General features: G+C 64.2%; 23 protein-coding genes and 1 pseudogene. 8 read left to right on the top strand and 16 right to left on the bottom strand.

Going from position 1 to position 21,759, the window contains the following annotated elements; all coding sequences use genetic code 11:
• Positions 1-11: 11 nt before the first annotated feature.
• Positions 12-2,546 (top strand): DNA mismatch repair protein MutS, encoded by a 2,535-nt coding sequence (gene mutS, locus P1M51_RS12220; protein ID WP_276245456.1) that lies wholly within the window; start codon positions 12-14, stop codon positions 2,544-2,546.
• On the opposite strand, the gene nucS is transcribed toward mutS, so the two are convergent.
• The 7 genes from nucS to P1M51_RS12185 all read right to left on the bottom strand — a co-directional run bounded on the left by nucS (position 2,547) and on the right by P1M51_RS12185 (position 6,594).
• Positions 2,547-3,293, bottom strand: a complete 747-nt coding sequence (gene nucS, locus P1M51_RS12215; protein WP_276245455.1) for an endonuclease NucS — start codon at positions 3,291-3,293, stop codon at positions 2,547-2,549.
• A 51-nt stretch (positions 3,294-3,344) separates the two neighbouring features.
• Positions 3,345-3,851: a DUF6735 family protein gene (locus tag P1M51_RS12210; protein WP_276274536.1), complete on the bottom strand. Its 507-nt coding sequence runs from the start codon at positions 3,849-3,851 to the stop codon at positions 3,345-3,347.
• Between the two features lie 102 nt (positions 3,852-3,953).
• Positions 3,954-4,295, bottom strand: coding sequence for a thioredoxin family protein (locus P1M51_RS12205; protein WP_276274535.1), 342 nt, complete (start codon positions 4,293-4,295; stop codon positions 3,954-3,956).
• 75 nt (positions 4,296-4,370) lie between these two features.
• On the bottom strand, positions 4,371-4,676 hold the full coding sequence (locus P1M51_RS12200) for a hypothetical protein (RefSeq protein WP_276245452.1): 306 nt from the start codon (positions 4,674-4,676) through the stop codon (positions 4,371-4,373).
• Between the two features lie 140 nt (positions 4,677-4,816).
• Positions 4,817-5,176 (bottom strand): helix-turn-helix domain-containing protein, encoded by a 360-nt coding sequence (locus tag P1M51_RS12195; protein ID WP_276274979.1) that lies wholly within the window; start codon positions 5,174-5,176, stop codon positions 4,817-4,819.
• A 72-nt stretch (positions 5,177-5,248) separates the two neighbouring features.
• Entirely contained in the window at positions 5,249-5,629 is a 381-nt protein-coding gene (locus P1M51_RS12190; protein WP_276245451.1) for a hypothetical protein, read from the bottom strand.
• Positions 5,626-6,594, bottom strand: a complete 969-nt coding sequence (locus P1M51_RS12185) for a transcription initiation factor IIB family protein (protein WP_276245450.1) — start codon at positions 6,592-6,594, stop codon at positions 5,626-5,628. Before P1M51_RS12185 ends, P1M51_RS12190 begins: the two co-directional genes overlap by 4 nt.
• 241 nt (positions 6,595-6,835) lie before the next feature.
• Here P1M51_RS12185 and P1M51_RS12180 point away from each other — a divergent pair, with 241 nt between their 5' ends.
• Positions 6,836-7,555, top strand: coding sequence for a helix-turn-helix domain-containing protein (locus P1M51_RS12180; protein ID WP_276245449.1), 720 nt, complete (start codon positions 6,836-6,838; stop codon positions 7,553-7,555).
• 2 nt (positions 7,556-7,557) lie between these two features.
• Here P1M51_RS12180 and P1M51_RS12175 read toward each other — a convergent pair whose 3' ends face one another.
• Complete coding sequence (locus P1M51_RS12175; RefSeq protein WP_276245448.1) at positions 7,558-7,986, bottom strand: hypothetical protein; 429 nt, start codon at positions 7,984-7,986, stop codon at positions 7,558-7,560.
• Between the two features lie 94 nt (positions 7,987-8,080).
• On the opposite strand from P1M51_RS12175, the gene kynU reads away from it, so the two are divergent.
• From kynU to P1M51_RS12150, 5 genes are all read left to right on the top strand, one after another.
• Entirely contained in the window at positions 8,081-9,346 is a 1,266-nt protein-coding gene (gene kynU, locus P1M51_RS12170) for a kynureninase (RefSeq protein WP_276245447.1), read from the top strand.
• Positions 9,347-9,470: 124 nt separating this feature from the next.
• Complete coding sequence (locus tag P1M51_RS12165) at positions 9,471-10,778, top strand: APC family permease (RefSeq protein ID WP_276245446.1); 1,308 nt, start codon at positions 9,471-9,473, stop codon at positions 10,776-10,778.
• Complete coding sequence (locus P1M51_RS12160) at positions 10,775-12,349, top strand: ABC transporter substrate-binding protein (protein WP_276274534.1); 1,575 nt, start codon at positions 10,775-10,777, stop codon at positions 12,347-12,349. The genes P1M51_RS12165 and P1M51_RS12160 overlap by 4 nt, the downstream gene beginning before the upstream one ends.
• Positions 12,350-12,441: 92 nt before the next feature.
• Positions 12,442-13,416, top strand: coding sequence for a ring-cleaving dioxygenase (locus P1M51_RS12155; RefSeq protein ID WP_276245444.1), 975 nt, complete (start codon positions 12,442-12,444; stop codon positions 13,414-13,416).
• Complete coding sequence (locus P1M51_RS12150) at positions 13,413-14,063, top strand: alpha/beta hydrolase (RefSeq protein WP_276245443.1); 651 nt, start codon at positions 13,413-13,415, stop codon at positions 14,061-14,063. The genes P1M51_RS12155 and P1M51_RS12150 overlap by 4 nt, the downstream gene beginning before the upstream one ends.
• Positions 14,064-14,076: 13 nt before the next feature.
• Here the strand turns inward: P1M51_RS12150 and P1M51_RS12145 are convergent, their stop codons facing one another.
• The 8 genes from P1M51_RS12145 to P1M51_RS12110 all read right to left on the bottom strand — a co-directional run bounded on the left by P1M51_RS12145 (position 14,077) and on the right by P1M51_RS12110 (position 21,454).
• On the bottom strand, positions 14,077-15,291 hold the full coding sequence (locus P1M51_RS12145) for an ABC transporter substrate-binding protein (RefSeq protein ID WP_276245442.1): 1,215 nt from the start codon (positions 15,289-15,291) through the stop codon (positions 14,077-14,079).
• Between the two features lies 1 nt (position 15,292).
• The gene (locus P1M51_RS12140) at positions 15,293-16,480 is read right to left on the bottom strand and encodes an ABC transporter substrate-binding protein (protein WP_276245441.1); all 1,188 of its coding nucleotides are present in this window, start codon (positions 16,478-16,480) and stop codon (positions 15,293-15,295) included.
• A gap of 82 nt (positions 16,481-16,562) precedes the next feature.
• Positions 16,563-17,417 carry an ABC transporter ATP-binding protein gene (locus P1M51_RS12135; protein WP_276245440.1) on the bottom strand — a complete coding sequence of 285 codons (855 nt, stop codon included), beginning with the start codon at positions 17,415-17,417 and terminating at the stop codon, positions 16,563-16,565.
• The gene (locus P1M51_RS12130) at positions 17,417-18,523 is read right to left on the bottom strand and encodes an iron ABC transporter permease (protein WP_276245439.1); all 1,107 of its coding nucleotides are present in this window, start codon (positions 18,521-18,523) and stop codon (positions 17,417-17,419) included. The genes P1M51_RS12135 and P1M51_RS12130 overlap by 1 nt, the downstream gene beginning before the upstream one ends.
• Position 18,524: 1 nt before the next feature.
• A complete protein-coding gene (locus P1M51_RS12125; protein ID WP_276245438.1) occupies positions 18,525-19,478 on the bottom strand; it encodes a thioredoxin reductase in 954 nt (317 codons plus the stop codon).
• A 2-nt stretch (positions 19,479-19,480) separates the two neighbouring features.
• A complete protein-coding gene (locus P1M51_RS12120) occupies positions 19,481-20,614 on the bottom strand; it encodes an ABC transporter substrate-binding protein (protein WP_276245437.1) in 1,134 nt (377 codons plus the stop codon).
• Positions 20,615-20,678: 64 nt separating this feature from the next.
• Positions 20,679-21,206: a metal-dependent hydrolase gene (locus tag P1M51_RS12115; protein WP_276245436.1), complete on the bottom strand. Its 528-nt coding sequence runs from the start codon at positions 21,204-21,206 to the stop codon at positions 20,679-20,681.
• A 47-nt stretch (positions 21,207-21,253) separates the two neighbouring features.
• Positions 21,254-21,454 (bottom strand): ABC transporter permease subunit, encoded by a 201-nt coding sequence (locus P1M51_RS12110; protein WP_276248439.1) that lies wholly within the window; start codon positions 21,452-21,454, stop codon positions 21,254-21,256.
• A gap of 46 nt (positions 21,455-21,500) precedes the next feature.
• Between P1M51_RS12110 and P1M51_RS12105 the strand changes: the two are divergent.
• A pseudogene (locus P1M51_RS12105) lies at positions 21,501-21,623 on the top strand (ABC transporter ATP-binding protein); the annotation flags it as partial.
• Positions 21,624-21,759: the final 136 nt, after the last annotated feature.

Raw genomic sequence — 21,759 nt, 5'->3', positions numbered from 1 at the left:
CTCCCTTTCACATGGAAGGGGCGCTTGGGCAACCCGCACAGATGGCCGAGAACGCAGACGAGTTGACGCCGATGATGAGTCAGTACTTCGAGTTGACGGGCCAGTACGAAGACTGTCTGGTGCTGTTTCAGGTCGGCGACTTCTACGAGGCGTTCTGCGACGCCGCAGAGACCATCTCCCGGCTCCTCGATATCACGCTCACCGCCCGCGAGGACAGTACGGGCCGTTACCCGATGGCCGGCGTCCCTATCGACAACGCGTCCTCCTACGTCGCGAAACTGCTCGACGCGGGCTTTCGTGTCGCCATCGCAGACCAGGTGCAGGACCCGTCTGAAACCTCCGGCATCGTCGACCGCGCGGTCACCCGCATCATCACGCCGGGGACGCTCACCGAAGACGAACTTCTTCGGACTGACGACAACAACTACGTCGCCTGCCTGACCGCCGGGTACGGCCTCGCGCTGCTCGACGTTTCGACCGGTGAGTTCCTCGCGACGAGCGCCCAGTCGCTCGACTCGATTCGCGACGAACTCGGTCGCTTCGCCCCCACCGAAGCCATCGTCGGCCCCGGCGTGGACGACAACCTGTTCGACGCAGACTGCATGGTAACGCCCGTCTCTGACGATATCTTCGAGTCAGACGCGGCCCGCGACCGCATCTCGACCTACTTTGGCCCGCCGGAGGCGTTGCTCGCGGGCGAAGCGGAGATTCAGGCTTGTGGGGCGCTGCTCGCCTACGCCGAATACACTCGCGGCGGCGAGGACGGCCACCTCGACTACCTCAACCACCTCACGCGCTACGACCCCCGGGAGTACCTCCTGCTCGACCCCGTCGCCCTCCGAAGCCTCGAACTGTTCGAGCCGCGGGCGGTCCACGCGGCGCGAAACGCAACCCTCGTCGGCATCTTAGACGAGACGGCCTCGGCGCTCGGCAGTCGCAAACTGAAGGCGTGGCTTCGCCGCCCGCTCGTCGATTCGACGCGCATCGACGACCGGCTCGACGCGGTCGAGGAACTCACGACCGCCCTCCAGGTGCGGGAGGCGGCCCACGACCACCTCCGGGACGTCTACGACATCGAGCGACTCATCGGACGCGTCTCTCGTGGGCGGGCGAACGCCAGGGACCTGCGCTCGCTCAAACAGACCCTCGACGTGGTTCCCAACCTCCGAGACCTCCTGCGAGACGCCGACTCGGAGCAACTCCAGTCGCTCCACGAGGGCCTCGACGACCTGCCCGAGATTCGCAACCTCATCGCCCAGTCCATCCGCGAAGACCCGCCGGTCGAAATCACCGAGGGGCGCGTCATCAAACTCGGCTACGACGACGACTTAGACCAACTCCGAGATACCGAGCGTTCCGGCAAGGAGTGGATAAACGCCCTCGAAGAAACCGAGCGCGAACGCACCGGCATCGGGTCGCTGAAAGTCGGGTTCAACCAGGTCCACGGCTACTACATCGAGGTGACGAACCCGAACCTCGAGAAGGTTCCAGACGACTACCAGCGCCGCCAGACGCTCAAGAACTCAGAGCGATTCTACACGCCCGACCTGAAAGAACGCGAGGACGAAATCCTCCGGGCCGAACAGCGCGCAGACGACCTGGAACACGAGTTGTTCCGCGACATCCGCGATGAGGTGGCCGCCGAATCCGCGCGGATTCAGGCCGTCGCGGACACGCTCGCGGCGCTCGACGTGCTCGTCTCGCTCGCCGACGTCGCGGCGAATCACGGCTACACCCGGCCCGACATCGGAACCGACGGCATCCACATCGAAGGCGGTCGCCACCCCGTCGTCGAACGTACCGAACAGTCGTTCGTGCCCAACGACACGCACCTCGACGCGACCGACCGGTTCGCCATCCTCACCGGGCCGAACATGAGCGGGAAGTCCACCTACATGCGACAGGTGGCGCTCCTCACGATTCTCACGCAGGTGGGCAGTTTCATCCCCGCGGCGAGCGCGGAAATCGAACTCGTCGACCGCATCTTCACGCGAGTCGGAGCGTCCGACGACATCGCTGGCGGGCGGTCAACCTTCATGGTCGAGATGACTGAGGTTGCCGACATTCTGCGGGAGGCGACCGACAAATCGCTCGTCCTTTTGGACGAAGTGGGCCGCGGGACGAGCACCACAGACGGCCTCGCCATCGCCCGGGCGGTAACCGAACACATCCACGACGATATCGGTGCGCGGACGCTGTTCGCGACTCACCATCACGAACTGACGGCGATGGCAAACCGCCTTGCGGGCGTCCACAACCTCCACTTCGAAGCGACGCAGGTGGACGACGAAGTCGTGTTCCAGCACGACCTCTCGCCCGGCGCGGCCGCCGCCTCCTACGGCGTGGAAGTCGCGAAGGCCGCCGGCTTGCCCGCCTCGGTCGTTACCCGGTCGCAGGAACTGCTCGCCGAGACAGACGTTGCCGAGCAAGAACCACCCGCTGTCGATGGCGACCTCGCCGACCTCCTCCGTGAGGTCGACCTCGCGAACACGACGCCACTCGAAGCGATGAACGTCCTCCACCGGCTGAAAAACGACCTCGACTGATTACGCGGTCGGGTCGAGCGCGACGAATTCGAGCCCATTCTCTGCGAGCAAGTCGCGTGCCCGGTCGGTCACGGAGGGAGCGACGAGGATGCCACGAACGGTGGCGTCCGCGTGTAACTCCCGCCGAAGCGCCTCGACGTAGCGGCCAAGTTGCCCCACCGCGTCCGGGCCGACGCGCCGGCGTTTCAACTCCACGACGACGATCCGGCCGGCGGCGTCCCGCCCGAAGATGTCCACTGCGCCAGCAGGCGTCTCGCGCTCCGTAGCCAGTGGCTGGAAGCCCGGTTCGACGAGCGACGGGTCGTCGAGGATGCGTCGTTTCAGGTCTGCTTCGGTCCCTTCGACGGCGAGCGTACTCTCGTCGGTCGGGTCGAACGCGGCGACCTGCACCACGGACTCGAAGGTCACGAGGAGTTCTTCGGCGGGGTTGGACCGTACGCTTCGAATCTGGAGACTTCCCTCACAGAGCCGTGGCTCGTGAGTACAGCCCGGTGGTTGCCAGTTGACCGGTTTCTGCCCCTCGCCCGTGTGGACGAGCAACGACCCGTCGGGTTTGAGCATGACGTGGCGGTCGCCGGGGCCGAGATAGCTCGCCGCCCGGCCGTCGTACTCGACCGTACAGCGCCCGAACAGGGTTATCAACGAGTCGCGGGCGAGTGCGGTTTCGAGGAAGTCGGTGGCCGCCGCTGGCGTCGGCTGGGAGAGCGTCGCGGGTGGGCCTGCTTGCTCCTCGTCTGTCGCGGTCACTGCGTGAGCGTTGCCACTCGGCGCATAAAAACCGCCTGCTGAGCGCCGGACTCAGCGCACCTCAGAGGCGAGTATCACGTCGTTGCCGAACCACTCGGGAAGTGTCTCTGCGAAGAATTCCTGGATGGCAGCCGGGGTGAGCGCACACTGCTCGTGGTGGGCGCGGAGGCTGGTCTTTGCGCCGTCGACCCAGCCTTCGAGATACTCCACATCGACGGGAGTCCCGTTCCGCCAGATGACGGGCACGAGCGCGCCGTTGCCAACCACCTCGTCGTCAGTTTCGAGCCCGAACCAGACGGGAACGTAGGCCGTCACGTCGAACCCGGGCGAGACGACGTAGAACGCCTCGTGTAACAGGAAATCGAGGTAATCGGTGAGAATGACGTCGAACGAGAGGCCCGTGGCCCGGGGAGTGGGTTCGACCGTCTCGTCGGGGCCGAAGGGGTCAGTTTCGGCGAGCGTGTATGCAAGGCGAAAGCCGAGGGCTCCCCACTGGGAGTAGTGGAGGTCGAACGTCCCGTCTGCCTGTTCGTAGGCGACGAGGGCACGGTGACCCATCTGCTACCACTGCTCCGCTGTGCTGGGTGACTGTGCTGCTTGCTGGGGGTGCTGCGCTGGGGACACGGCACGGGTACCTGGCCCCGTCTTCGGATAAAAAGGTCAGGCCGACTCGACGAACGAGAGAATCTGTTCTGTGCTCTGGAACCCCTCGGCGAGGCGACCCACCACGTCGCCATCTTTGAACAGTAACAGAGTCGGAACGCTTCGGACGTTGTACGTCTCGACGAGGTCGATGTCGTTCACGGGATTGATGAGCGCAACGACGGCTTCCGAGACGCGGTGGACGTTCCCGAGCACCGGTTCGATGCTCTGACAGAGGGTACAGCCCTTGGTGTAGAAATCGACGAGGACGAGGTCGTGGTCCGCGACGAGGGCGTCTAACTCGGCGGCCGATTCGAGGCGGACCGGCCGGTCTGGTTTCGCTGGCGTGGTGGCTGTCACTGACAACTGTACTTGCGCGACGTACTTAGCCTGCCGGGTGGGTGCGAGAACAGTGGGTTATCGATGGGGTCGCGTCTACCAGCTCACGACGACGTTCCGCTCGCGCTGCAGCGCGGCGACGATGTCTGGGTCGCGGTAGATGCGCGTGGTCTGTCCGTTTCGGTGGATGGATTTCACGTAGTGTACTTCGACCGTGTCGCCGACCGACTCGCCCCACTCGAACAGGTGAGATTCGAGATACGCGCCGAATCGCCGCCACCGGGGGAGCGTGACGTGGATTCGACCCTGGGTGTCTGCGTCCCAGTCGATGAGGTAGTCGATGTCGGGCGAGGCGGTCGTCGATTCCGGGGGATGGGTGGGAGATTGCTGTGTGCCTCGCATCGATGGTGCCTCCAGTCGAGGGTCAGGACGGGTCGATGCAAAATGTTTCGATTCCGGCGACAGCGGCCCGTATGCGCCCGATTTCCGTGGGTACGCGTGGCTAGCCACGCGGTCACATCGGGAACGAAAACGCGGCCCTGTCAGTCGGCTGTTGGCTCGATGATGGACGTGTCGAGCCACTCGTTCGCCCAGCGTTCGATCTCTTCGAAGACGGGAAACAGCGAGGCTCCCTTCTCGGTGAGGCTGTAGTACGTTGCGACCGGTGCGTCCTCTTCAAGACGGCGGTCGACGAACCCTGTTTCCTGGAGGTCGTCGAGCACCCGCGACAGCGTGCGCGAACTCGCGTCGGTCGAACGCTTGAGTTCGTTGAACCGCTTTTCGCCCTCCTGGAGGTCGTGGAGGACGATGAGTCGCCACTGTGACCCGATTTGCTGGAGTGAGTCGATGACGACACACGCATTTTCCGAGTACTTGTCAATTTCTGCGTCCTGGCCTTGCATGGGCGTTCTCGTCATACCTGGGGTCCCATTCGATATAGAGGTTCGGATTGGAACCAGGTTACAAAATGAAACTTACTGGGTGGGGGCGAGCGAGTAGCCCGCGTCCGCGAGTGTCTCTCGAATCGGTTCGGCAACGACGGCCTCCGGCCACGTCCCGTCCGGACTGCGGATGAGGGTGTTGTCCACGAGCAACCGCCGGAGTGCGACCTTTCCTTCGCCCGTGATTTCGAACGTGAACCGGAAGGTTCGGTCGCTCCCGTCGGTCGCTTGCAGGCGGACGACCGGAGGGTCGCCGTCCGTGTCAGTCTCAGTTCCCACGACGACGAGGTTTCCTGCTGGCGTGACCGCACGCGAATCGCACGCTGGGCAGCGACCCGGATGCGGTGTCGTGCCGAGGTAATCGTACTGGTGGCCACACCGATAGCACGTGAGTGCTGGTCGGTGCGTCGTCACGCGGCGGCGGCCTCCTGTTCCGTCTTCAGAAGCTCGCGGTACCGGTTGCGGATGGTGACCTCGCTGATGTCTGCGACCTCACTCACTTCTGCCTGCGTGATTTCGGCGTTGGTGAGCAGGCCAGCGGCGTAAATCGACGCGGCGGCGAGGCCGACCGGCGACTTCCCGCTCAGGATGCCCTCGCGCTTTGCGGTTTCGAGCAACTCGCGGGCGCGGCGTTCGGTCTCGTCGCTCACGTCGAGACCAGAGGCGAACCGACCGACGTAGCTGACGGGGTCCGGGGGCGCAATCTGGAGGTCGAGTTCGCGGACGATGTAGCGGTAGGCGCGCTGGAATTCCATCTCGCCGACGCGCGTGACCGATGCCATCTCGTCTACGGTTCGGGGGTTCCCGGCCTGCCGAGCGGCGGCGTGAAGCGAAGCCGTCGCCATCCCTTCGATGGAGCGGCCCGGCAGCAGGTCCTCTTCGAGGGCGCGGCGGTAGATGACCGAAGCGGTCTCGCGGATGGCCTTCGGCAGGCCGAGGGCACTTGCCATGCGGTCGATTTCGCCGAGCGCCTGTCTGAGGTTGCGGTCGCGGGCGTTACGGGTCTTCGTCCGGCGGTCCCACATCCGAAGGCGACCGAGTTGCTTTCGCTTTTTCGCGCTCAGGGTGTTCCCCCGAGCGTCCTTGTCCTGCCAGTCGATGGTGGTGGACAGTCCCTTGTCGTGCATCATCTTCGTCATCGGGGCACCGACGCGGGACTTCTGGTCGCGCTCTGCGGAGTCGAACGCTCGCCATTCTGGGCCGTGGTCGAGCTCTGTCTCTTCGACGACGAGGCCACACTCTTCACAGTGGCGTTCGCCGTGTTCGTGGTCAGTCGTGAGGAGACTCCCACACTCTGGACAGGTCACTTCGGCCTGCTGTTCGCGAGTCTGCGTGCGCTTCGTCCGTTCCGACTGATTGTATGAGGTTACTTGTTGCACTGGAGTGGGAAATGGGGGTAGCTACGCGGTTCTATACACGACATTGTAGGGACCGTTTGGGGTTATAACCTCGTTTGGTATAGACCAAATAACACTCGTGTCACCTGCTTACGTCACAGTAAGTAACGCGGCGAAATTTAGGGGAAACCGCATACATGCCCCGGTCATAACCTACTATAAATGTTGTGCCTAACTGTGCAGACCGATACGCTCTTTACTTGGTACACACCAACTTGGGGCAATGAGAGAGTTCGTGTTCAGCCTCACGTACGAACCGGGTGTAGACCCTGTCGCAGACGTGTTCATCGAATATCCGGCCGCGCTGTCTAAGTCACTCGATTGCGCCGTCGCTGGGAACGACATGTGGCGGTTAGACCGCATCACCGGTCCGGAACCTGCCGTCTCCGCGCTCACGGACCTTCTCACCGACCCCTCGCGCTGTAACGAGTGTCTGAACGACCCGACCTGCGATTCGTATCGCGAACACGAACTACTCGCGGCGGACACCACGAGCGCAACCATCTACACCTACCGCCAGGGCATCGAGGAGTGTCGCACCCTCCCCTCGCTCGCCCACGAACACCTCGGTCCGGGACTGCTCTACGAGACCCAGCGCCGCGGGAATGCCTACGAATGGCGTATCCTCATGCGCTCTGACGACAGCGTCGGCGAACTGTTCGACGCGGTGCAGGCGCACCTCTCTGGTGGCGTTAGCGTGTCGCTCTCACACCTCTCGAATCCGACCCACTGGACGGACGAGGCCATCACGGCCTGCGAACTCCCGTTCGAACAGCGCGAGGTGCTGGAACTCGCCGTCTCGCACGGCTACTACGAGACCCCCCGCGAGACGACGCTCGCCGAACTTGCAGACGAAATCGGCGTCCCGCAATCGACGCTCCAGTATCGCCTCCAGCGCGCCGAATCCTGGCTGGCGAGCGGGTTCGTAAACGAGTGTCTCTGAAGTCACACGCCACTTTTTCGCGCGAGTTCGGGACTGAGCCGGTCGAGGCCGCGCCCGAGCAAGAAGCCCACGACGCCGATGACGCCACCGATGACCAGCATGGGACTCAACGCGGCTTCGACCAGTCCCCACTGCACCGACCGGTGGCCGATGGAGAGCACGTAGTGAAAGACGTTGAATCCGAACGCTGGGGCCGCGCCGAGCAGTATGCCTACCACGAGCCCGCTGTTTCGCAGGCCCGCCAGTCCGGCGGCGAGCACGCCGAGGAAGGCGACCGGCCCGGGATAGAACACGACACCGCCGAGCATCTGGTGCAACACCAGTTCGTACGCAACCGTCGTCGCCCCCGCGAGGAGGACGGCGAGCACCACCAGCGGAAGGAAGTGGGCCGGTTCCTCGCCGAAGAGGAACGCGGGCAGGTGCAAGCGCATTGGTAGCACTTCGGGTGGCGTCCGGATAACTACTCCGTAGACTGAAACGTTCACTTCACTCAAGGGCTTTCCCTGCCCGGTTCGTTCCCCCGATATGGACCTTTCACTCGCCGCCGCCCGCGAGCGCGACGCGGCCGACGGCCTCGCACACCTCAGAGCGCGCTTTCACACGCGCGAAGACGAGTTCTACATGGACGGCAATTCGCTCGGCATCTCCTCCGAAGACGCGGACACCGCCCTCACGGACGCCGTCGCCGAGTGGCGCGACCTCGCCATCCGGGGGTGGACGGACGCAGACCCGGACTGGTTTCACTACGGCGAACGCCTCGGCGCGCGCACCGCCCCGCTCGTCGGCGCGGCCCCCGAAGCGGTCGTCGTCGCCAACTCCACGACAGTCAACATTCACACGCTCATCGGCACCTTCCTCGCGGACAACCCGGGCAAAATTATCGTCAACGACCTCGACTTTCCGACCGACCACTACGCCATCAAGTCCCAACTCCGTCTGCGCAGACTCGACCCGGACGACCACCTCGTCGCCGTCGAGAGTCGAGACGGACGCACCATCGACGAGGCCGACATCGAGGCAGCCATCGACGACGAGACGGCCATCGTGTTCATGCCCTCAGTGCTTTACCGAAGCGGGCAGTTGCTCGACGTCGAACGCATCACGGAGGCGGCCCACGACCACGGCGCACTCGCCGGATTCGACCTCGCCCACTCGGTCGGCGCGGTTCCCCACGAACTGTCTGCGTGGGGCGTCGATTTCGCCGTCTGGTGTTCCTACAAGTACCTGAACGCCGGGCCGGGGGCCATCGCCGGTCTGTACGTCAATTCGAAACACTTCGGGACGACGCCCGCACTCGCCGGATGGTGGGGTCACGACAAAGCCACCCAGTTCGAGATGCGCCACGAGTTCACGTCTGCCGAGTCGGCGGGCGCGTGGCAAATCGGAACCATCCCGATTCTCGCCGCGGCCCCCCTCGACGGGTCGCTCTCCATCTTCGAGGAGACGAGCATCGAGGCCGTGCGCGAGAAGTCGCTCGCGCTCACCGACTTCCTCGTGGCGCTCGCGAATGCGAAACTCACAGACCGCGGATTCGCGATTGGGACGCCGCGCGAACACGCCCGCCGCGGTGGTCACATCGCGCTCGAACACGCGGAAGCCTACCGCATCTCGCTCGCGCTCAAAGAGCGCGGTGTCGTCGTCGATTTCCGCCCGCCGAACGTCGTCCGCGTGTGTCCTGCGCCGCTCTACTCAACCTTCGAGGACGTGTGGCACGTCGTCGAAATGCTCGGGGAAATCGTCGATGACCTTGCATATGAAAGGTTCAAACTGCGACAGGGCGGGGTGACCTGACCGGTTGGCCGTAGCCATTATTGTACCCGCGCCCGTCCTGCCCAATAGAAGGACGACGTGCGTTGGGGACGGTGGGTATCGTATTCCGATTGACGAGTGGACGTTTTCGAATTCGGACTGACACATGGGACAGCTTTCACTCAAAGAAGCCGTTGCAATGGCGCTCGGTGGCATGATTGGCGGGGGGATTTACTCGGCCTTCGGCATCGTCGTCGCCATCTCCGGTGACGCATCGTGGCTCGCGTGGCTCGTCGCGGGCATCGTCGCGATGTGTGCGGGGTACAGCTACGTGAAACTGAACACCTTCGTGGACGCTAAGGGAGGCGCACCGACCTACATCGAGGAACTCGTCGGCAACTCGACGCTCGCGGGGATGACCGGCTGGACCCTACTGTTCGGGTACGTTGGGTCGATGGCGCTCTACGCTTACGCCTTCTCCTCGTTCTTCTCGGAACTGCTCGGTCGCCTCCACTTCTACGGGATTCCCGTTGCAAACGCCGTTTCAATCCTCCTCATCGGCGCGTTCGTCGCGCTCAACCTCGTTGGGGCCGCGGAGACGGGGCAGGCAGAGGACGTGCTCACCTTCATCAAAGTCGTCGTCATCGGGGTGTTCGGCATCTGGGGAGTGTACCACGCATTCACCGTCCAGAAGTTGACGTTCGGGCTCTCGTCGATGTCGATTCGCGACCCCATCCTCGGCGCGGCGATGTCGTTCGTTGCCTTCCAGGGATGGCAACTCCTGATGTACGACCAGGACAAGTTCGACAACCCGAAAACAGACATCAAGAAAGCGATTTACATCTCGATTCCGGCTGCAACGGTGCTCTACATACTCGTCGCGCTGACGACGGTGAGCCTGCTCAAGATTTCGGTCATCGCCGTCTCCCCGGAGGTGTCGCTGCTTTACGCCGGTCTCCAGTTCATGGGGATTATCGGTGCGCTCATCATCGGCATCTCTGCGCTGTTCTCGACGGCGAGCGCGGTGAACGCCACGCTATTTTCGAGCGCCCTATTCTCACAGAACCTCATCGACCGGGGTCTCCTCCCCGAAAAAATCGGCGGGAGCAGCGACGGCGAGATACCGAAACGAATCGTCGTCGTGTTGGGGGCGCTTTCTGCCGGTTTCGCCGTGGTGGGCAGTCTGAAGAGCATCACCTCCTTCGCCTCGCTCGCCTTCATCGCGGTGTTCGGGGGGATGAGCTATCTCGCCCTGAAACAGCGCGACCAGCTGGACCTCATCACGCCGATTCCGGTGGTCGGACTCCTCGGCACGGCGGCGTTTTTCCCGCTGTTGCTCTACGACCTCTATCTCAACAGTCCGGAGATGTTTGTGACCGTCCTGCTCATCGGCGCGGCGGTCATCGGCGTCGAACTGCTGTACTTCGAACGAGAACCAATCGAAGACGTGCTGCCGTGGATGTCGGGTGAATGACCATGAATGACACCACTGATTTCAGCAGACGAAGCGTGCTCAAGGGACTCGGCGGCCTTGCGAGCACCGCCGCACTCGCCGGTTGTTCGAGCGTCCTCGGGCGGGACTCCGCGCCCTCAGTCCGGTACGCCCAGGCACTCGCGCCGAAGACGCTCGACCCCGTTCGGATGGCCGACCCGTGGTCGCAGTCGGTGGCGACGAACGTGTTCGAGGGATTGTACCGCTACGACCACGACATGACCCTCGTCCCGCAACTCGCCGCGGGCGAACCCACCGTCGAGAACGACGGGAAAACCCACGTCGTGACGCTCGAAACGGACGCACGGTTCCACGACGGAGCCGCGGTGACTGCCGCGGACGTGGCTTACTCCTACCGCGCGGTCCGCGAGGAGGAACGTCCCGATATGTGGCAGGTGCGGCCACTCGACCACATCGAGGTTCGCGACGAAACGACGGTCGCGTTCCACCTCTCGCACCCGTATCCGGCGATGGGCCACGCGCTCACTCGGGGCATCGTGCCGAAAGGCGTCCGAGAGTCGAACCCCGAGAAGTTCGCCCACAAGAAACCCGTCGGCTCCGGCCCCTACGAGGTGGAGACGGCCACGCTCGGCGAGCACGTCTCGCTCACCCACTGGCCGGAGTATTGGGGTGACGCAGCCCCGACAATCACGCACGCCCGGTTCGTCCAGAACCACTCAGACCTCGCTCGCACGACCAGCCTCAAGACGGGGCAAAACGACATCGTCGAACGTGTGAATCCGCGGTTGTGGGACGTGACGAAGGACTTCTCGAACGCGAAAACGGCTCTTCAAGAGGGCTATCTCTCTCACTACATCGGCTTCAACTGCAACGAGGGGCCGACCGCCGACCCGAGGGTTCGGCTGGCTATCGACTACCTCGTGAACCTGGACGAGGTGACCGAACAGTTCATCGGGCCGGTTGGCAGACGCCAGTACGGTCTGCTCCCGCCGCAGCTCGCGAGCGAGTGGGAACTGCCGGTCGACGCGTGGCGGTCGATTCCGCGCGCGAAGAACAAAGAGAAAGCGAAGCAGTTGTTCATCGAGGCCGACGTGGGGTCGTGGGCCCCGACTATCGCCGTGCCGAAACACGACCTCCTGCGAGAGAAAATCGCGGAGGAACTCGTCCACGGCCTCTCTGCGGTCGGGTTCTACCGCGCTCGGACCGAGAAGTACCCGTGGGACGAGTTCCGCGAGAAGATCGTCTCAGGGTCGCCGAGCGAGTACAACATCTTCGTGGACGCGTGGGCCGGCGGGCCGGACCCCGACACGTACCTCTACCCATTGTTCCACGAGAACGCGGAGGGGCGAACCAACGGGACGTTCTACCAGAACGAATCGGTGATGCAGACCCTCGATGACGCACGCAAAACCACCGACGAGGCGCGTCGCCGCGACCTGTACGAGTCGGCGACGCGTACCCTGCTCGAAGAGCGGGTGGCGCTCCCGGTGTTCACGCTCGACAACTCCTTTGGCCTCGCCGCAGGCATCGACGGTTTCGACCCGCATCCGCTGCCGGGGGAGAATCCCCGACTTGCCGCCCTCGATCCGTAGACCCCGTTGGGGGCTGCAGCTAACATCGGCGTCACCTGGTGGCTGTGGTGTCTGCGAAGGTATTTTCGTGCCCATCGCTTAGTGCGAGTAACGTGACATCAGATTTCGACCCTACGGAAGGCATCCACCACGTCACGGCGCTCGCGAGCGACCCCCAGCGAAACGTCGATTTCTACACCGAGACCCTCGGGCTGCGTCTCGTGAAACAGAGCGTGAACCAGGACGAGGTTCACACCTACCACCTGTTCTACGGCGACGGGGCCGGCTCTCCGGGCACCTCGATGACCTTCTTCCCCATCGAACACGCCCGGCCGGGCCGCGCCGGGGCGGGCATGGCGCAGACGACGAGCTTTCTCGTAGACCCGGACGCGGTCGACTACTGGGTCGAACGGTTCGAAGACCTGGGCGTCGAGTACAGCGACCCGGAACAGCGTGCAGACGAGACGGTCGTCCCGTTCCGTGACCCGGACGGCCTACAACTCGAACTCGTCGCCCACCCGGACGCCCCGGCGGGCACCCCGTGGGACGAGAGTCCGGTTCCTGCAGAAAACCAGATTCGCGGTTTCTTCGGCGTGACGCTCGCGCTCAGAGCCGCCGGCCCGACGGCCGACCTGCTCTCGGCGATGGGCTACGAGCGCGTCGGCGACGTGGACGCAGAACGCCAGCGGTTCCGGTCGTCCGGTGACCGCGGCTTCGTCGTGGACATCGTCGAAGATTCCGACCGTGAGCGTGGCGTTCCCGGTGCGGGGACGGTCCACCACGTCGCCTTCCGCGTCCCGAACGACGAGGTTCACGAATCGTGGCGCAAGGCGCTCGTCGCCCGGCAGTTGAACGTGACCGACATCATCGACCGCAAGTGGTTCCACTCGATTTACTTCCGCGAACCCGGCGGCGTGCTGTTCGAAATCGCGACCGAGAACCCCGGCTACACCGTAGACGAGGAACTCGACGCCCTCGGCACGAGCCTCGTGCTTCCCGAATGGCTCGAAGGTCGCCGTGAGGAAATCGAAGCGAACCTGCCGCCGCTCGACGTCTCTCGCCCGGCCACGATGGAGGCCGAACAATGAGCACGACGGACGAACATCCCCACCAGGGCCAGCACGTCTCCCGCGGCGGGACGCCCCTCGAAGAAGCCGAGGCGGCCGTCATCCTGCTCCACGGGCGCGGCGCGATGGCCACCGGCATCCTCGCGCTCGGCGACCAACTGGCCGTCGACGGCGTCGCGTATCTCGCCCCGCAGGCGGCGAACAACACGTGGTATCCCTACTCGTTCATGAACCACATCTCGACGAACGAGCCCCACCTCTCCTCTGCGCTCGAACTCGTCGCCGACCTGCTCGCGGAAATCGAGGAGGCCGGCATCCCGGCCGAAAATACCGCACTCGTCGGCTTCTCACAGGGTGGCTGTCTGGCCACCGAGTACATCGCTCGCAACGCGAAACGCTACGGCGGCGTCGCGGGGCTGAGCGCCGGCCTCATCGGCCCGCGGGGGACGCCGCGCAACTACGAGGGTGACTTAGAAGAGACGCCAGTGTTCCTCGGCTGCTCCGACTCCGACCCACACATTCCGCTCGACCGAGTCCAGGAAACCACCAAAGTCCTCTCCGAACTCGGCGCAGAAGTCGACGAACGCATCTACCGCGGCATGGGCCACACGGTGAACGACGACGAAATCGACGCCGTCCGGGAACTCGTCTCCGGTCTGGTCGATTGAATCGGTTCCTTCTTCAGAACTCGCCGGTCACGATATCGGCGACGCGCTGGCGGTCGAACAGGTGTTCATCCTCTTGTATCTCCGGGTAGTGGTCGCCGTCTTCGTACCCTGGCCACGGGCCGAACACGTCGGGGTAGAGCTGTTTTGCGCCCATCTCGAGCTGAAAGAGGTTCATTATCGGCCCCTGATAGCGCATCCCAGCGGCGTAGACGCGGTCGTTTTTGACCGCCCGCAACTGCTTGCCTGCCGGGTCGTTCGAGAGTGTCGCGCGCGTCTCGGACATGCTGTAACTCGGCGTCAGCCCCCACAGGTGGAGGATGACGTCCGGGTCTGCTTCGAGCATGGCCTCGTAATCGACCGTGCCCCACAGACCGCCCCAGTCTGCCGATTCGAACGCGTCGTTCGCGCCGAGGGGGCGGGTGTCGGCCAGCCAGTACCCCGGTTCGTTGAGGTGGTACGTCCAGAATTTCGTCCCGTCGGCAGAAAGTGTGGCGCGGACCGCGGTCGGTCGCTCGACTTTCGGTGGGAGATTCTCCTGGATGTGCGAGACGAGGTCAGCGTGGACCTGTTCGAGCGCCTCGTATCGCTCTCGTTCGTCGAACACCGCCGCCATCCTCTCGAACAGTTCCCAGAGCGTGTAATACTCGTACTCGTCGGCCCCCGACGGCGGCGCGGCCTGCGTCCCGCTGTAGAAGTTGCCGAACCAGGGGGCAAGTTGGGTCGCCACCTCGGAAACGTCGGATTCGGTCCAGCTGTCCTGAGTGGCCACCCACGTAGGGTCGGCGAGGTGGACGTCGCTGTTGAGTTCGTACAGGAGTTCCTTCGAGAGCCCGTCGGCCAGCGGGTCGTGAAGTCCCTCCCAGTCGAGAGAGACGCCGTCTAAGTGGTGGTAGTAGTGGTTCATCGTCGTCCCGGACATCTCCGGGACGTACACCGCGTTGACCGCGTCGCCGTGGCCGAGTGCGACGGCCATGTCGAGGTACTGCGGGAAGACGGTGAACACGCGTTCCGGGACACCGTCGACCGTCACCTCGCCGACGGGAGAGATGGTTGCCGTGTATGGTTTCACCGACGAATCCGGGCCACTCATTGCCGTTCCCGTCGTCTCGTCAGGCGACTTCGACGAGGTGCACCCGGCGAGGAGGCCGCCGGCGACGACTGCTCCGCCGGAGACAAGATATTGGCGTCGAGTCGGGCCAGTCGTGCGGTCGCTTCCCGTCTCGCTCACGTCAGAACTCCCCGTTCACGATGTCTGCGACGCGCTGGCGGTCGAACAACTGGTCGTCGCCCGTAACTTCGCCGAACACGTCGGGATAGAGTTGTTGTGCGCCCCGTTCGGTGAGAAACAGGTTATGAATCGGTCCCTGAAAGAGGTAGCCACCGCGATAGACCCGGCCGTTCTGGACGGCCGTGAGTTCGCGCGCGACGGGGTGGTCTTGCATGAACGAGAGCACCGTCTCCTGGAACTCGGCGGCCGACTTGCGCTCGTGGGCCCGGAGCATGATGACGTCGGGGTCGATTTCGAGCATCGTCTCGTAGTCAATCTTCCCGCGGTCGGTCGTGCTCAGGCCGTCGACGTCCGTTCCCGCGAGCGCGTCACTCACGCCGAGGTCGTGCCACTGTTTCTTGCTCGTCCCCTTGTCGTTCAGCCGGTAGGGGGAGAACTCCTCGGGCTGGTCGCTTCCCGCGTAGACGAGGAGGACGTTCGGGCGCTCGTCTGCTGGCGGAAGCTTCGCCTGCACGTCGGCGATGAACTCGTCGTGGAGCGTCTCGAAGGCCTCGTACCGTTCGACTTCGCCGAACAGCTGAGCGACCTTCTCGAAGGCCTCGTAGAGGGTGTAGTAGCGGTAGTCGTGCCACTCGTCTTCCCGGCGGAAGATGAGGTTGCCGACGAATGGTCCGACGCCCGTCTCGATTTCCTCGACATCGGATTCCTTCCAGTCGAACCAGTTTACGAGCATCTGCGGGTCCATCACGTGGACGTCGCAGTCGAGTTCGTAGAACAATTCCTTGGACATGCCCGCCTCTCCCAGGTCGTTGGCTTCGAGCGATTCGCGGTCGACGCTCACGCCCGGCAGTTCGTCGTACACCTGCGTGTAGTAGCGGTCTGAACTGCCGATTCCGGCCATGCCGTCTCCCTTCCCGAGGGCGACGCCCATGTCGGCGTAGCCGCCGTCGTAGGCGACCCACCGCTCGGGGACCGACTCGAATGTGACCTCGCCCATCGGTTCCATGGTGATCGAGTAGGTGCTGTCTCCACCTTCTGCGGTCGGTTTGTCGTCCGACCCCTCCGTGCCCGGCGCTTCGTCTGCGCCGCCCGTACACCCAGCGACGAACGCGCTTCCGAGTGCCGCGCTCCCGTATTTCAGGTAGGTCCGTCTCGTCACGCCGTCCGTGCCCGTCTGTGAATCTCGCATAGTTTTAGGCTAGCCTAAAAATATATAACAGCTCCGATTTTTAGGTCGGCCTAAAAATACGGTCTGTGCTCGCGCCCTGAACTCACCGTTCGATGGCGCGGTGGGGGGCGATGTGGGGGCCGGTGGGGCTCTCGCCGTCCACGTCCGCGTCGACGCGGAACACGTCTGCGAGCAGTTCCTCCGTCACGACTTCGCGCGGCGGTCCCCAGTCGTACAACGCGCCGTCCTTCATCGCGATGAGGTTGTCCGCGAACCGCGCTGCCTGTCCGATGTCGTGGAGCACGATGCCGACGGTGACGCCCTTCTCGCGGTTGAGCGTCCGCACGACCTCCATCACGCGAAGCTGGTGGTGGAGGTCCAAGTACGTGGTCGGCTCGTCGAGCAGGAGAACGTCCGTGTCCTGGGCGAGCACCATCGCGATCCACGCGAGTTGCTTTTGCCCGCCGCTCAGATTTCCCATCTCGGCGTCGCGGAGATTCTCGACGCCAGCCAAGTCGATTGCGCGGTCTACTGCCTCGCGGTCCGCCGCGGAGAGCGAATCGAAGAAACTCCGGTGGGGATACCGGCCGTGATAGACGAGTTCTTCGACGGTGAGCGTCCCCGGCGAGTCGTTCTCCTGCGAGAGCAAGCCGAGGTGCTGGGCGAGTTGCTTCGAGTCGAACGACTGGATGCGCTCGCCGTCGAGCAGGATGTGTCCGCCGTCGGGGGCGAGCTGGTTGGCCATCGTCTTCAGCAGCGTGCTCTTGCCACTGCCGTTCGGCCCGACCAGCGCCGTCACCTCACCCGCCGGCAGGACGACCGTGTCGCACTCGACGACCGGTTCGTCCGTGGTGGGATAGCCAATTTCGAGCGCCTCGCCGACGAGTTCACTCGGCGGTCGCTCGTCCGCTTCAGCTTCCGCGTCGATTCGCTCGGTGATGTGGTGGCTGTCGCTCATCAGAGTTCACCCATCGAATCCTGTTTTCGCATCAGATAGAGGAAGTACGGACCGCCGACGAGGCCGGTGACGATGCCGACTGGAATCTGGACGGGGTTCAACACGAGGCGCGCCCCGACGTCTGCGGCGACCATCAGCGCCGGCCCCGCGAAGATGCAGCCGACGACGAGTTTCCGCGAGTCGCTGCCGACGATGGTTCGCACCATGTGCGGGACGATGAGGCCGACGAAGCCGACGATACCCGCGACGGCGATGCTCGCCGCCGCCGCGAGGACGGCAACGCCCGACAGCGCGAAGCGAACCTTCTCGACGCGCATCCCGAGCGACTTCGCCGTGGTCTCTCCGAGCATGAGGAGGTTGAGTTGGCGAGAGCCGAGTAGCGCGAGGAACATGGCGACGAGCGTCCACGGGAGGGCCATACGGACTTGCTCCCAGTCGGTTCCGGTGAGCGACCCGGTGGTCCACGCGATGGCCGACTGGACGACGCCGATGTCGTCTGCGAAGAAGAACAGCGCCGTCTGGAGGCTCCCGAAGACGGTGCCGACGATGACGCCTGCGAGCACCAGTCGCACGGGCGAGGTCCCGTTCTTCCACGCGATGACGTAGACGACGAGGAACGCGAGCGCCCCGCCGACGGAGGCGATGAGCGGGAGGAAGGCGGTAAGTCCCGAAAACACGACGAGCGTGAGCAGGATGAGCAGTCCTGCACCCGAGGAGACGCCGAGGACGAACGGACTCGCGAGTTCGTTGCGGGTGACCGCCTGGAAGATGGCTCCTGAGACAGCGAGGTTCATCCCGACGAGCATCGCGACGAACACCCGCGGCAGGCGGATGTTCCAGACGATGAGGCTCTGTTTCGTCATCTCGGGCACTTCGCCGCCGAGGAGGAACGCCTGCCACGTCTGGACGTTGAAGATGACGTTCGGGTTGAACACCGCCCGCCACGCCTCCCCGAGACTCATCGAGTACGCGCCAAAACTGACCTGCACGAGGCCCCCAGCGACGACGACGACGAGACTGCCGAGACAGAGCGTCACGAGCGACCGGTCGAAGCGGCCGAGCACGCCAAGGTTCCCGAGTTCGACCGAGTCGTTCTCGCTCGCCATGTCAGTGCTCCACCGATTGCTCGCGCTTTTTGCTCACGGCCGGTTCTGCTGGCGACTGTTCGCCTGCTGATTCGAGATTCCGCGCGTACGCGAGGATGCGCTCGTCGTCCACGTGTTCGAGCAGTCGTTCCTGACCGCGGGCCGCCAGTTGGTCGCGTTCGTCGTCAGTGACGTAGGTCGCGAGTCGGCGGTCGATTTCTGCCTCTCGAAGGGCGACCCACCGCTCCTCGTCCAGTTCGTGGTCTTCGGGTCGCTTCTCTTCTGCCCACTCGCGCCATCGGTCGCGGGTGTCCCACTCAGGGGGCCGACTGGACTCCTGGCGCACCCAGTCGTAGCGGGGGGCCATCTCGGCGGGGTAGCCCTGCTCGCGGCGGCCGGCTTCGACCACCGCAAGCCCGACGCGCGCGCCCCGCCCGGCCGTGATGATTGCCTGCCGGTCTGCCGCAGCAGAGGGGGAGGCGACGTACAATCCCTCGACCGGCGTCGTGCCGTCTGCGTCCGCGTAGTCGTTGTCGAAGAACTCCCGCTGTTCGCCGTCGTACTCGCGGGTCTCGAACATCGCGTCCCCGCCGAGGGGTCGCAGGTACTCGCCGTCGTAGCGAGTGGCAGCGACGACGCGCGTGGCGGTGACCGGCTCACCCTCCTGTGGTTCGACGACGAACCCACGACCCTCGTCACGCCGGGTGACCAATTCGACGAGGTCGGGGATACGCTCGCACCCGGCCTCTTCGGCGTGGTCGTGCATGAGCGCGTAGAACGTCTCGATGTCGATGCCGGCGGGGAAGCCGAGGTAGTTTTCGAGGTGACCACACAGCCCCAACGAGGAGCGTCCGCGGTCGAAGATGGCCGTCGTGAGGCCGTACCGGGCGGTGAACACGCCGACAGAACAGCCAGCGGGGCCGCCACCGACCACGACCACGTCGTAGTCTGCGTCGTCCGACCGCTCGTGCGCCACGGTTAGACGTCTCCGTCGACGATGCTCGTGACGCGGTCGCGGTCGAACAGTTCACCCTCGAAGTCGTACAGTTGTCCTGCCGTCCGCTCGGTCAACACGAGGTTCGTAATCGGACCCTGATAGAGGCCGCCGGCGCGGTACACGTCGCCGTTTTCGACCGCGGTGAGTGCGCTCGCAGTTTCGTGGTTCTCGAGCGCCGAGACGACGGTGTCCTGGAACTCGGCCTCGGACTTCGCCTCGTAGCCCCGGAGCATGAGCACTTCTGGGTCGACTTCGAGCACCGTTTCGAGGTCGATGGCGGCGCGACTTCCGTGGAAGTCTTTCACGTCGGTATTGGCGAGCGCGTCGCTCACGCCGAGGTCGCGCAGGTGTTTGAAGCCGGTTCCCTCGCCGATGATGTACGGGTAGAACTCCTCGGGTTCCTCGCCGACGCCCCAGAGGACGGCGACGGCGGGCCGGTCGCCCTCGTCGGGGACGACGTCGGTGAGTTGCTGTTGAAACTCGTCGTGGAGGGTGGCGAAGGCTTCGTAGCGGTCGGTTCGCTTGAACACCTGGGCGAGTTTTTCGAAGCCTTCGTACAGCGAGTAGTACCGATAGTCCTCGTGCCACGGGTAGTGCTGGGCGTAGATGCAGTTGCCGAAAAGCGGGCCGATGGTGTCCGTAATCTCGTCTACGTCGGCCTGTTTCCAGCCCTTGAACCGATTGGTGAGGAAGTTCGGATCCATGACGTGGACGTCGGCGTCGAGTTCGTAGAACAACTCCTTGCTCACGCCGTCCTGATAGAGCGACACCATGTCGCTTTTGTCCACCGAGACGCCCGGAATCTCGTCGTAGTACTGGGTGTGATAGCGACTCGTGAGCCAGAGCGCCTTCGGCGGTTCGAGGCCGAGTGCGATGCCCATGTCGGCCCAACTGCCGTTGTTCGCGACCCACGTCTCGGGGACGGCGTCGAAGGTGACCTCGCCGACGGGAGCCATCGAGACGGTGTAGGGACCGTCACCGGAGTCGCCGTCGCTTTCGTCTTCGTTGCTCGAGTCGGTTGCGCCGCCGAGACAACCGGCCAGCGACGCACCGGCAAGCGCGCCGCCGGTCGTGAGGAGGGTTCGTCGCGTCGGTGCCCACGTCTGCTTGTCCATGGGGTTTAGGCCTGCCTAAACCACTATAACGATTCCGATTTTTTGGCACGCCTAAACTACTGTGTCACTCGCCGACGTACCAGTAGATGACGCCGTGGACGGCCACCAGCGTGGCGAACAGACCGTAGTTCCACACGTCCGCGTTGTAGTAGATGGTATCGACGATGACCGGCGCGTCGGTAAAGGGGAGGAACGGCTTGATCGGCGGGGCGATGTCTGGCGCAGAGAGGATGTCGCCGACGAGGTGGCTTGACGCCCCGATAAAGACGGCGACGGCGGTGAATCCGAACACGTCGCGCGTACTCGGCACGGACCCGAGATATCGGTCGAGGTGCGACCGAATGCGCGGGGCGACCCCGGTGGCGGCGAGGCCACCAATGGCGAGCGCCAGTCCGAGTGCGAACACGACGGTGTGGGTGATGCCGTGGTGGGAGACGGGGAGCACCGCCCGGAGAAAGAGGTCAGAGTCCGGCAACAGCGCCGTTGGTGCGGCGAGGGCAAGAAAGACGAGACTGTGGCGTCGGTCGAACGTCAGCCAGACGGGCAGTGAGAGCAGGAGGGCAAACGCGACGTGTCCCGAGAGGTCTACCATGCCCCGGCAAAAGCACTAATCCCAGATAACGGTGCGGGCCAACCGACTCAGGCGTCGCCGGCCACACGCGGGTCGATGATGGTGTTCGCAACGTCCTGGAGCAGCGAGATGACCACGCTCGCGAGGACGATGATCATCGCCGTCCCGATGACGAGCGGAAGGTCGCGCTGAAGGATGGCGAACAGACTCAACCGGCCGATGCCGCCGATGCCGAACAGTCGCTCGATGACGTAGACGTTGAGCACCATAAGCGTGAGGCAGGCGACCGGGCGGTCGCGCTGCTCGACCGCGTGCGTGGTTATCGCCATGGCGCTCGTCGTCAACCCTGACCTGCTCATCGCGGACGAACCCGTGAGTGCCTTAGACGTGAGCGTGCAGGCAGAGATTCTCGACTTCCTCTCCTCGCTCGTCGACGACGCCGCAGAAGCAGTTTTTTCGAACGCCCTCGACCAACTCGCCGCGGGCAACGAGCAGGGGGCGGCCGCCCTGCTCGCAGAGCGGTTCGACTCACCCTGCGATAGAAAAAATCCGGCACTCGAACTGCGAGGGCAGT

Origin of the sequence: Haladaptatus sp. QDMS2 (assembly GCF_029338295.1) — an archaeon.
In the GTDB taxonomy this organism is placed as follows: Archaea; Halobacteriota; Halobacteria; order Halobacteriales; family Halococcaceae; genus QDMS2.
Note: the sequence above shows the minus strand (reverse complement) of the source record. Positions and strands in the feature narration are given on the sequence as shown.

Excerpts from the sequence above, each read along its gene's own strand:
- mutS (WP_276245456.1), top strand. The coding sequence starts at position 12 with ATGGAAGGGGCGCTTGGGCAACCCGCACAGATGGCCGAGAACGCAGAC.
- P1M51_RS12210 (WP_276274536.1), bottom strand. The coding sequence starts at position 3,851 with ATGGGTCACCGTGCCCTCGTCGCCTACGAACAGGCAGACGGGACGTTC.
- P1M51_RS12200 (WP_276245452.1), bottom strand. The coding sequence starts at position 4,676 with ATGCGAGGCACACAGCAATCTCCCACCCATCCCCCGGAATCGACGACC.
- P1M51_RS12195 (WP_276274979.1), bottom strand. The coding sequence starts at position 5,176 with ATGCAAGGCCAGGACGCAGAAATTGACAAGTACTCGGAAAATGCGTGT.
- P1M51_RS12180 (WP_276245449.1), top strand. The coding sequence starts at position 6,836 with ATGAGAGAGTTCGTGTTCAGCCTCACGTACGAACCGGGTGTAGACCCT.
- P1M51_RS12175 (WP_276245448.1), bottom strand. The coding sequence starts at position 7,986 with ATGCGCTTGCACCTGCCCGCGTTCCTCTTCGGCGAGGAACCGGCCCAC.
- kynU (WP_276245447.1), top strand. The coding sequence starts at position 8,081 with ATGGACCTTTCACTCGCCGCCGCCCGCGAGCGCGACGCGGCCGACGGC.
- P1M51_RS12165 (WP_276245446.1), top strand. The coding sequence starts at position 9,471 with ATGGGACAGCTTTCACTCAAAGAAGCCGTTGCAATGGCGCTCGGTGGC.
- P1M51_RS12160 (WP_276274534.1), top strand. The coding sequence starts at position 10,775 with ATGACCATGAATGACACCACTGATTTCAGCAGACGAAGCGTGCTCAAG.
- P1M51_RS12150 (WP_276245443.1), top strand. The coding sequence starts at position 13,413 with ATGAGCACGACGGACGAACATCCCCACCAGGGCCAGCACGTCTCCCGC.
- P1M51_RS12140 (WP_276245441.1), bottom strand. The coding sequence starts at position 16,480 with ATGCGAGATTCACAGACGGGCACGGACGGCGTGACGAGACGGACCTAC.
- P1M51_RS12135 (WP_276245440.1), bottom strand. The coding sequence starts at position 17,417 with ATGAGCGACAGCCACCACATCACCGAGCGAATCGACGCGGAAGCTGAA.
- P1M51_RS12130 (WP_276245439.1), bottom strand. The coding sequence starts at position 18,523 with ATGGCGAGCGAGAACGACTCGGTCGAACTCGGGAACCTTGGCGTGCTC.
- P1M51_RS12120 (WP_276245437.1), bottom strand. The coding sequence starts at position 20,614 with ATGGACAAGCAGACGTGGGCACCGACGCGACGAACCCTCCTCACGACC.
- P1M51_RS12115 (WP_276245436.1), bottom strand. The coding sequence starts at position 21,206 with ATGGTAGACCTCTCGGGACACGTCGCGTTTGCCCTCCTGCTCTCACTG.
- P1M51_RS12110 (WP_276248439.1), bottom strand. The coding sequence starts at position 21,454 with ATGGTGCTCAACGTCTACGTCATCGAGCGACTGTTCGGCATCGGCGGC.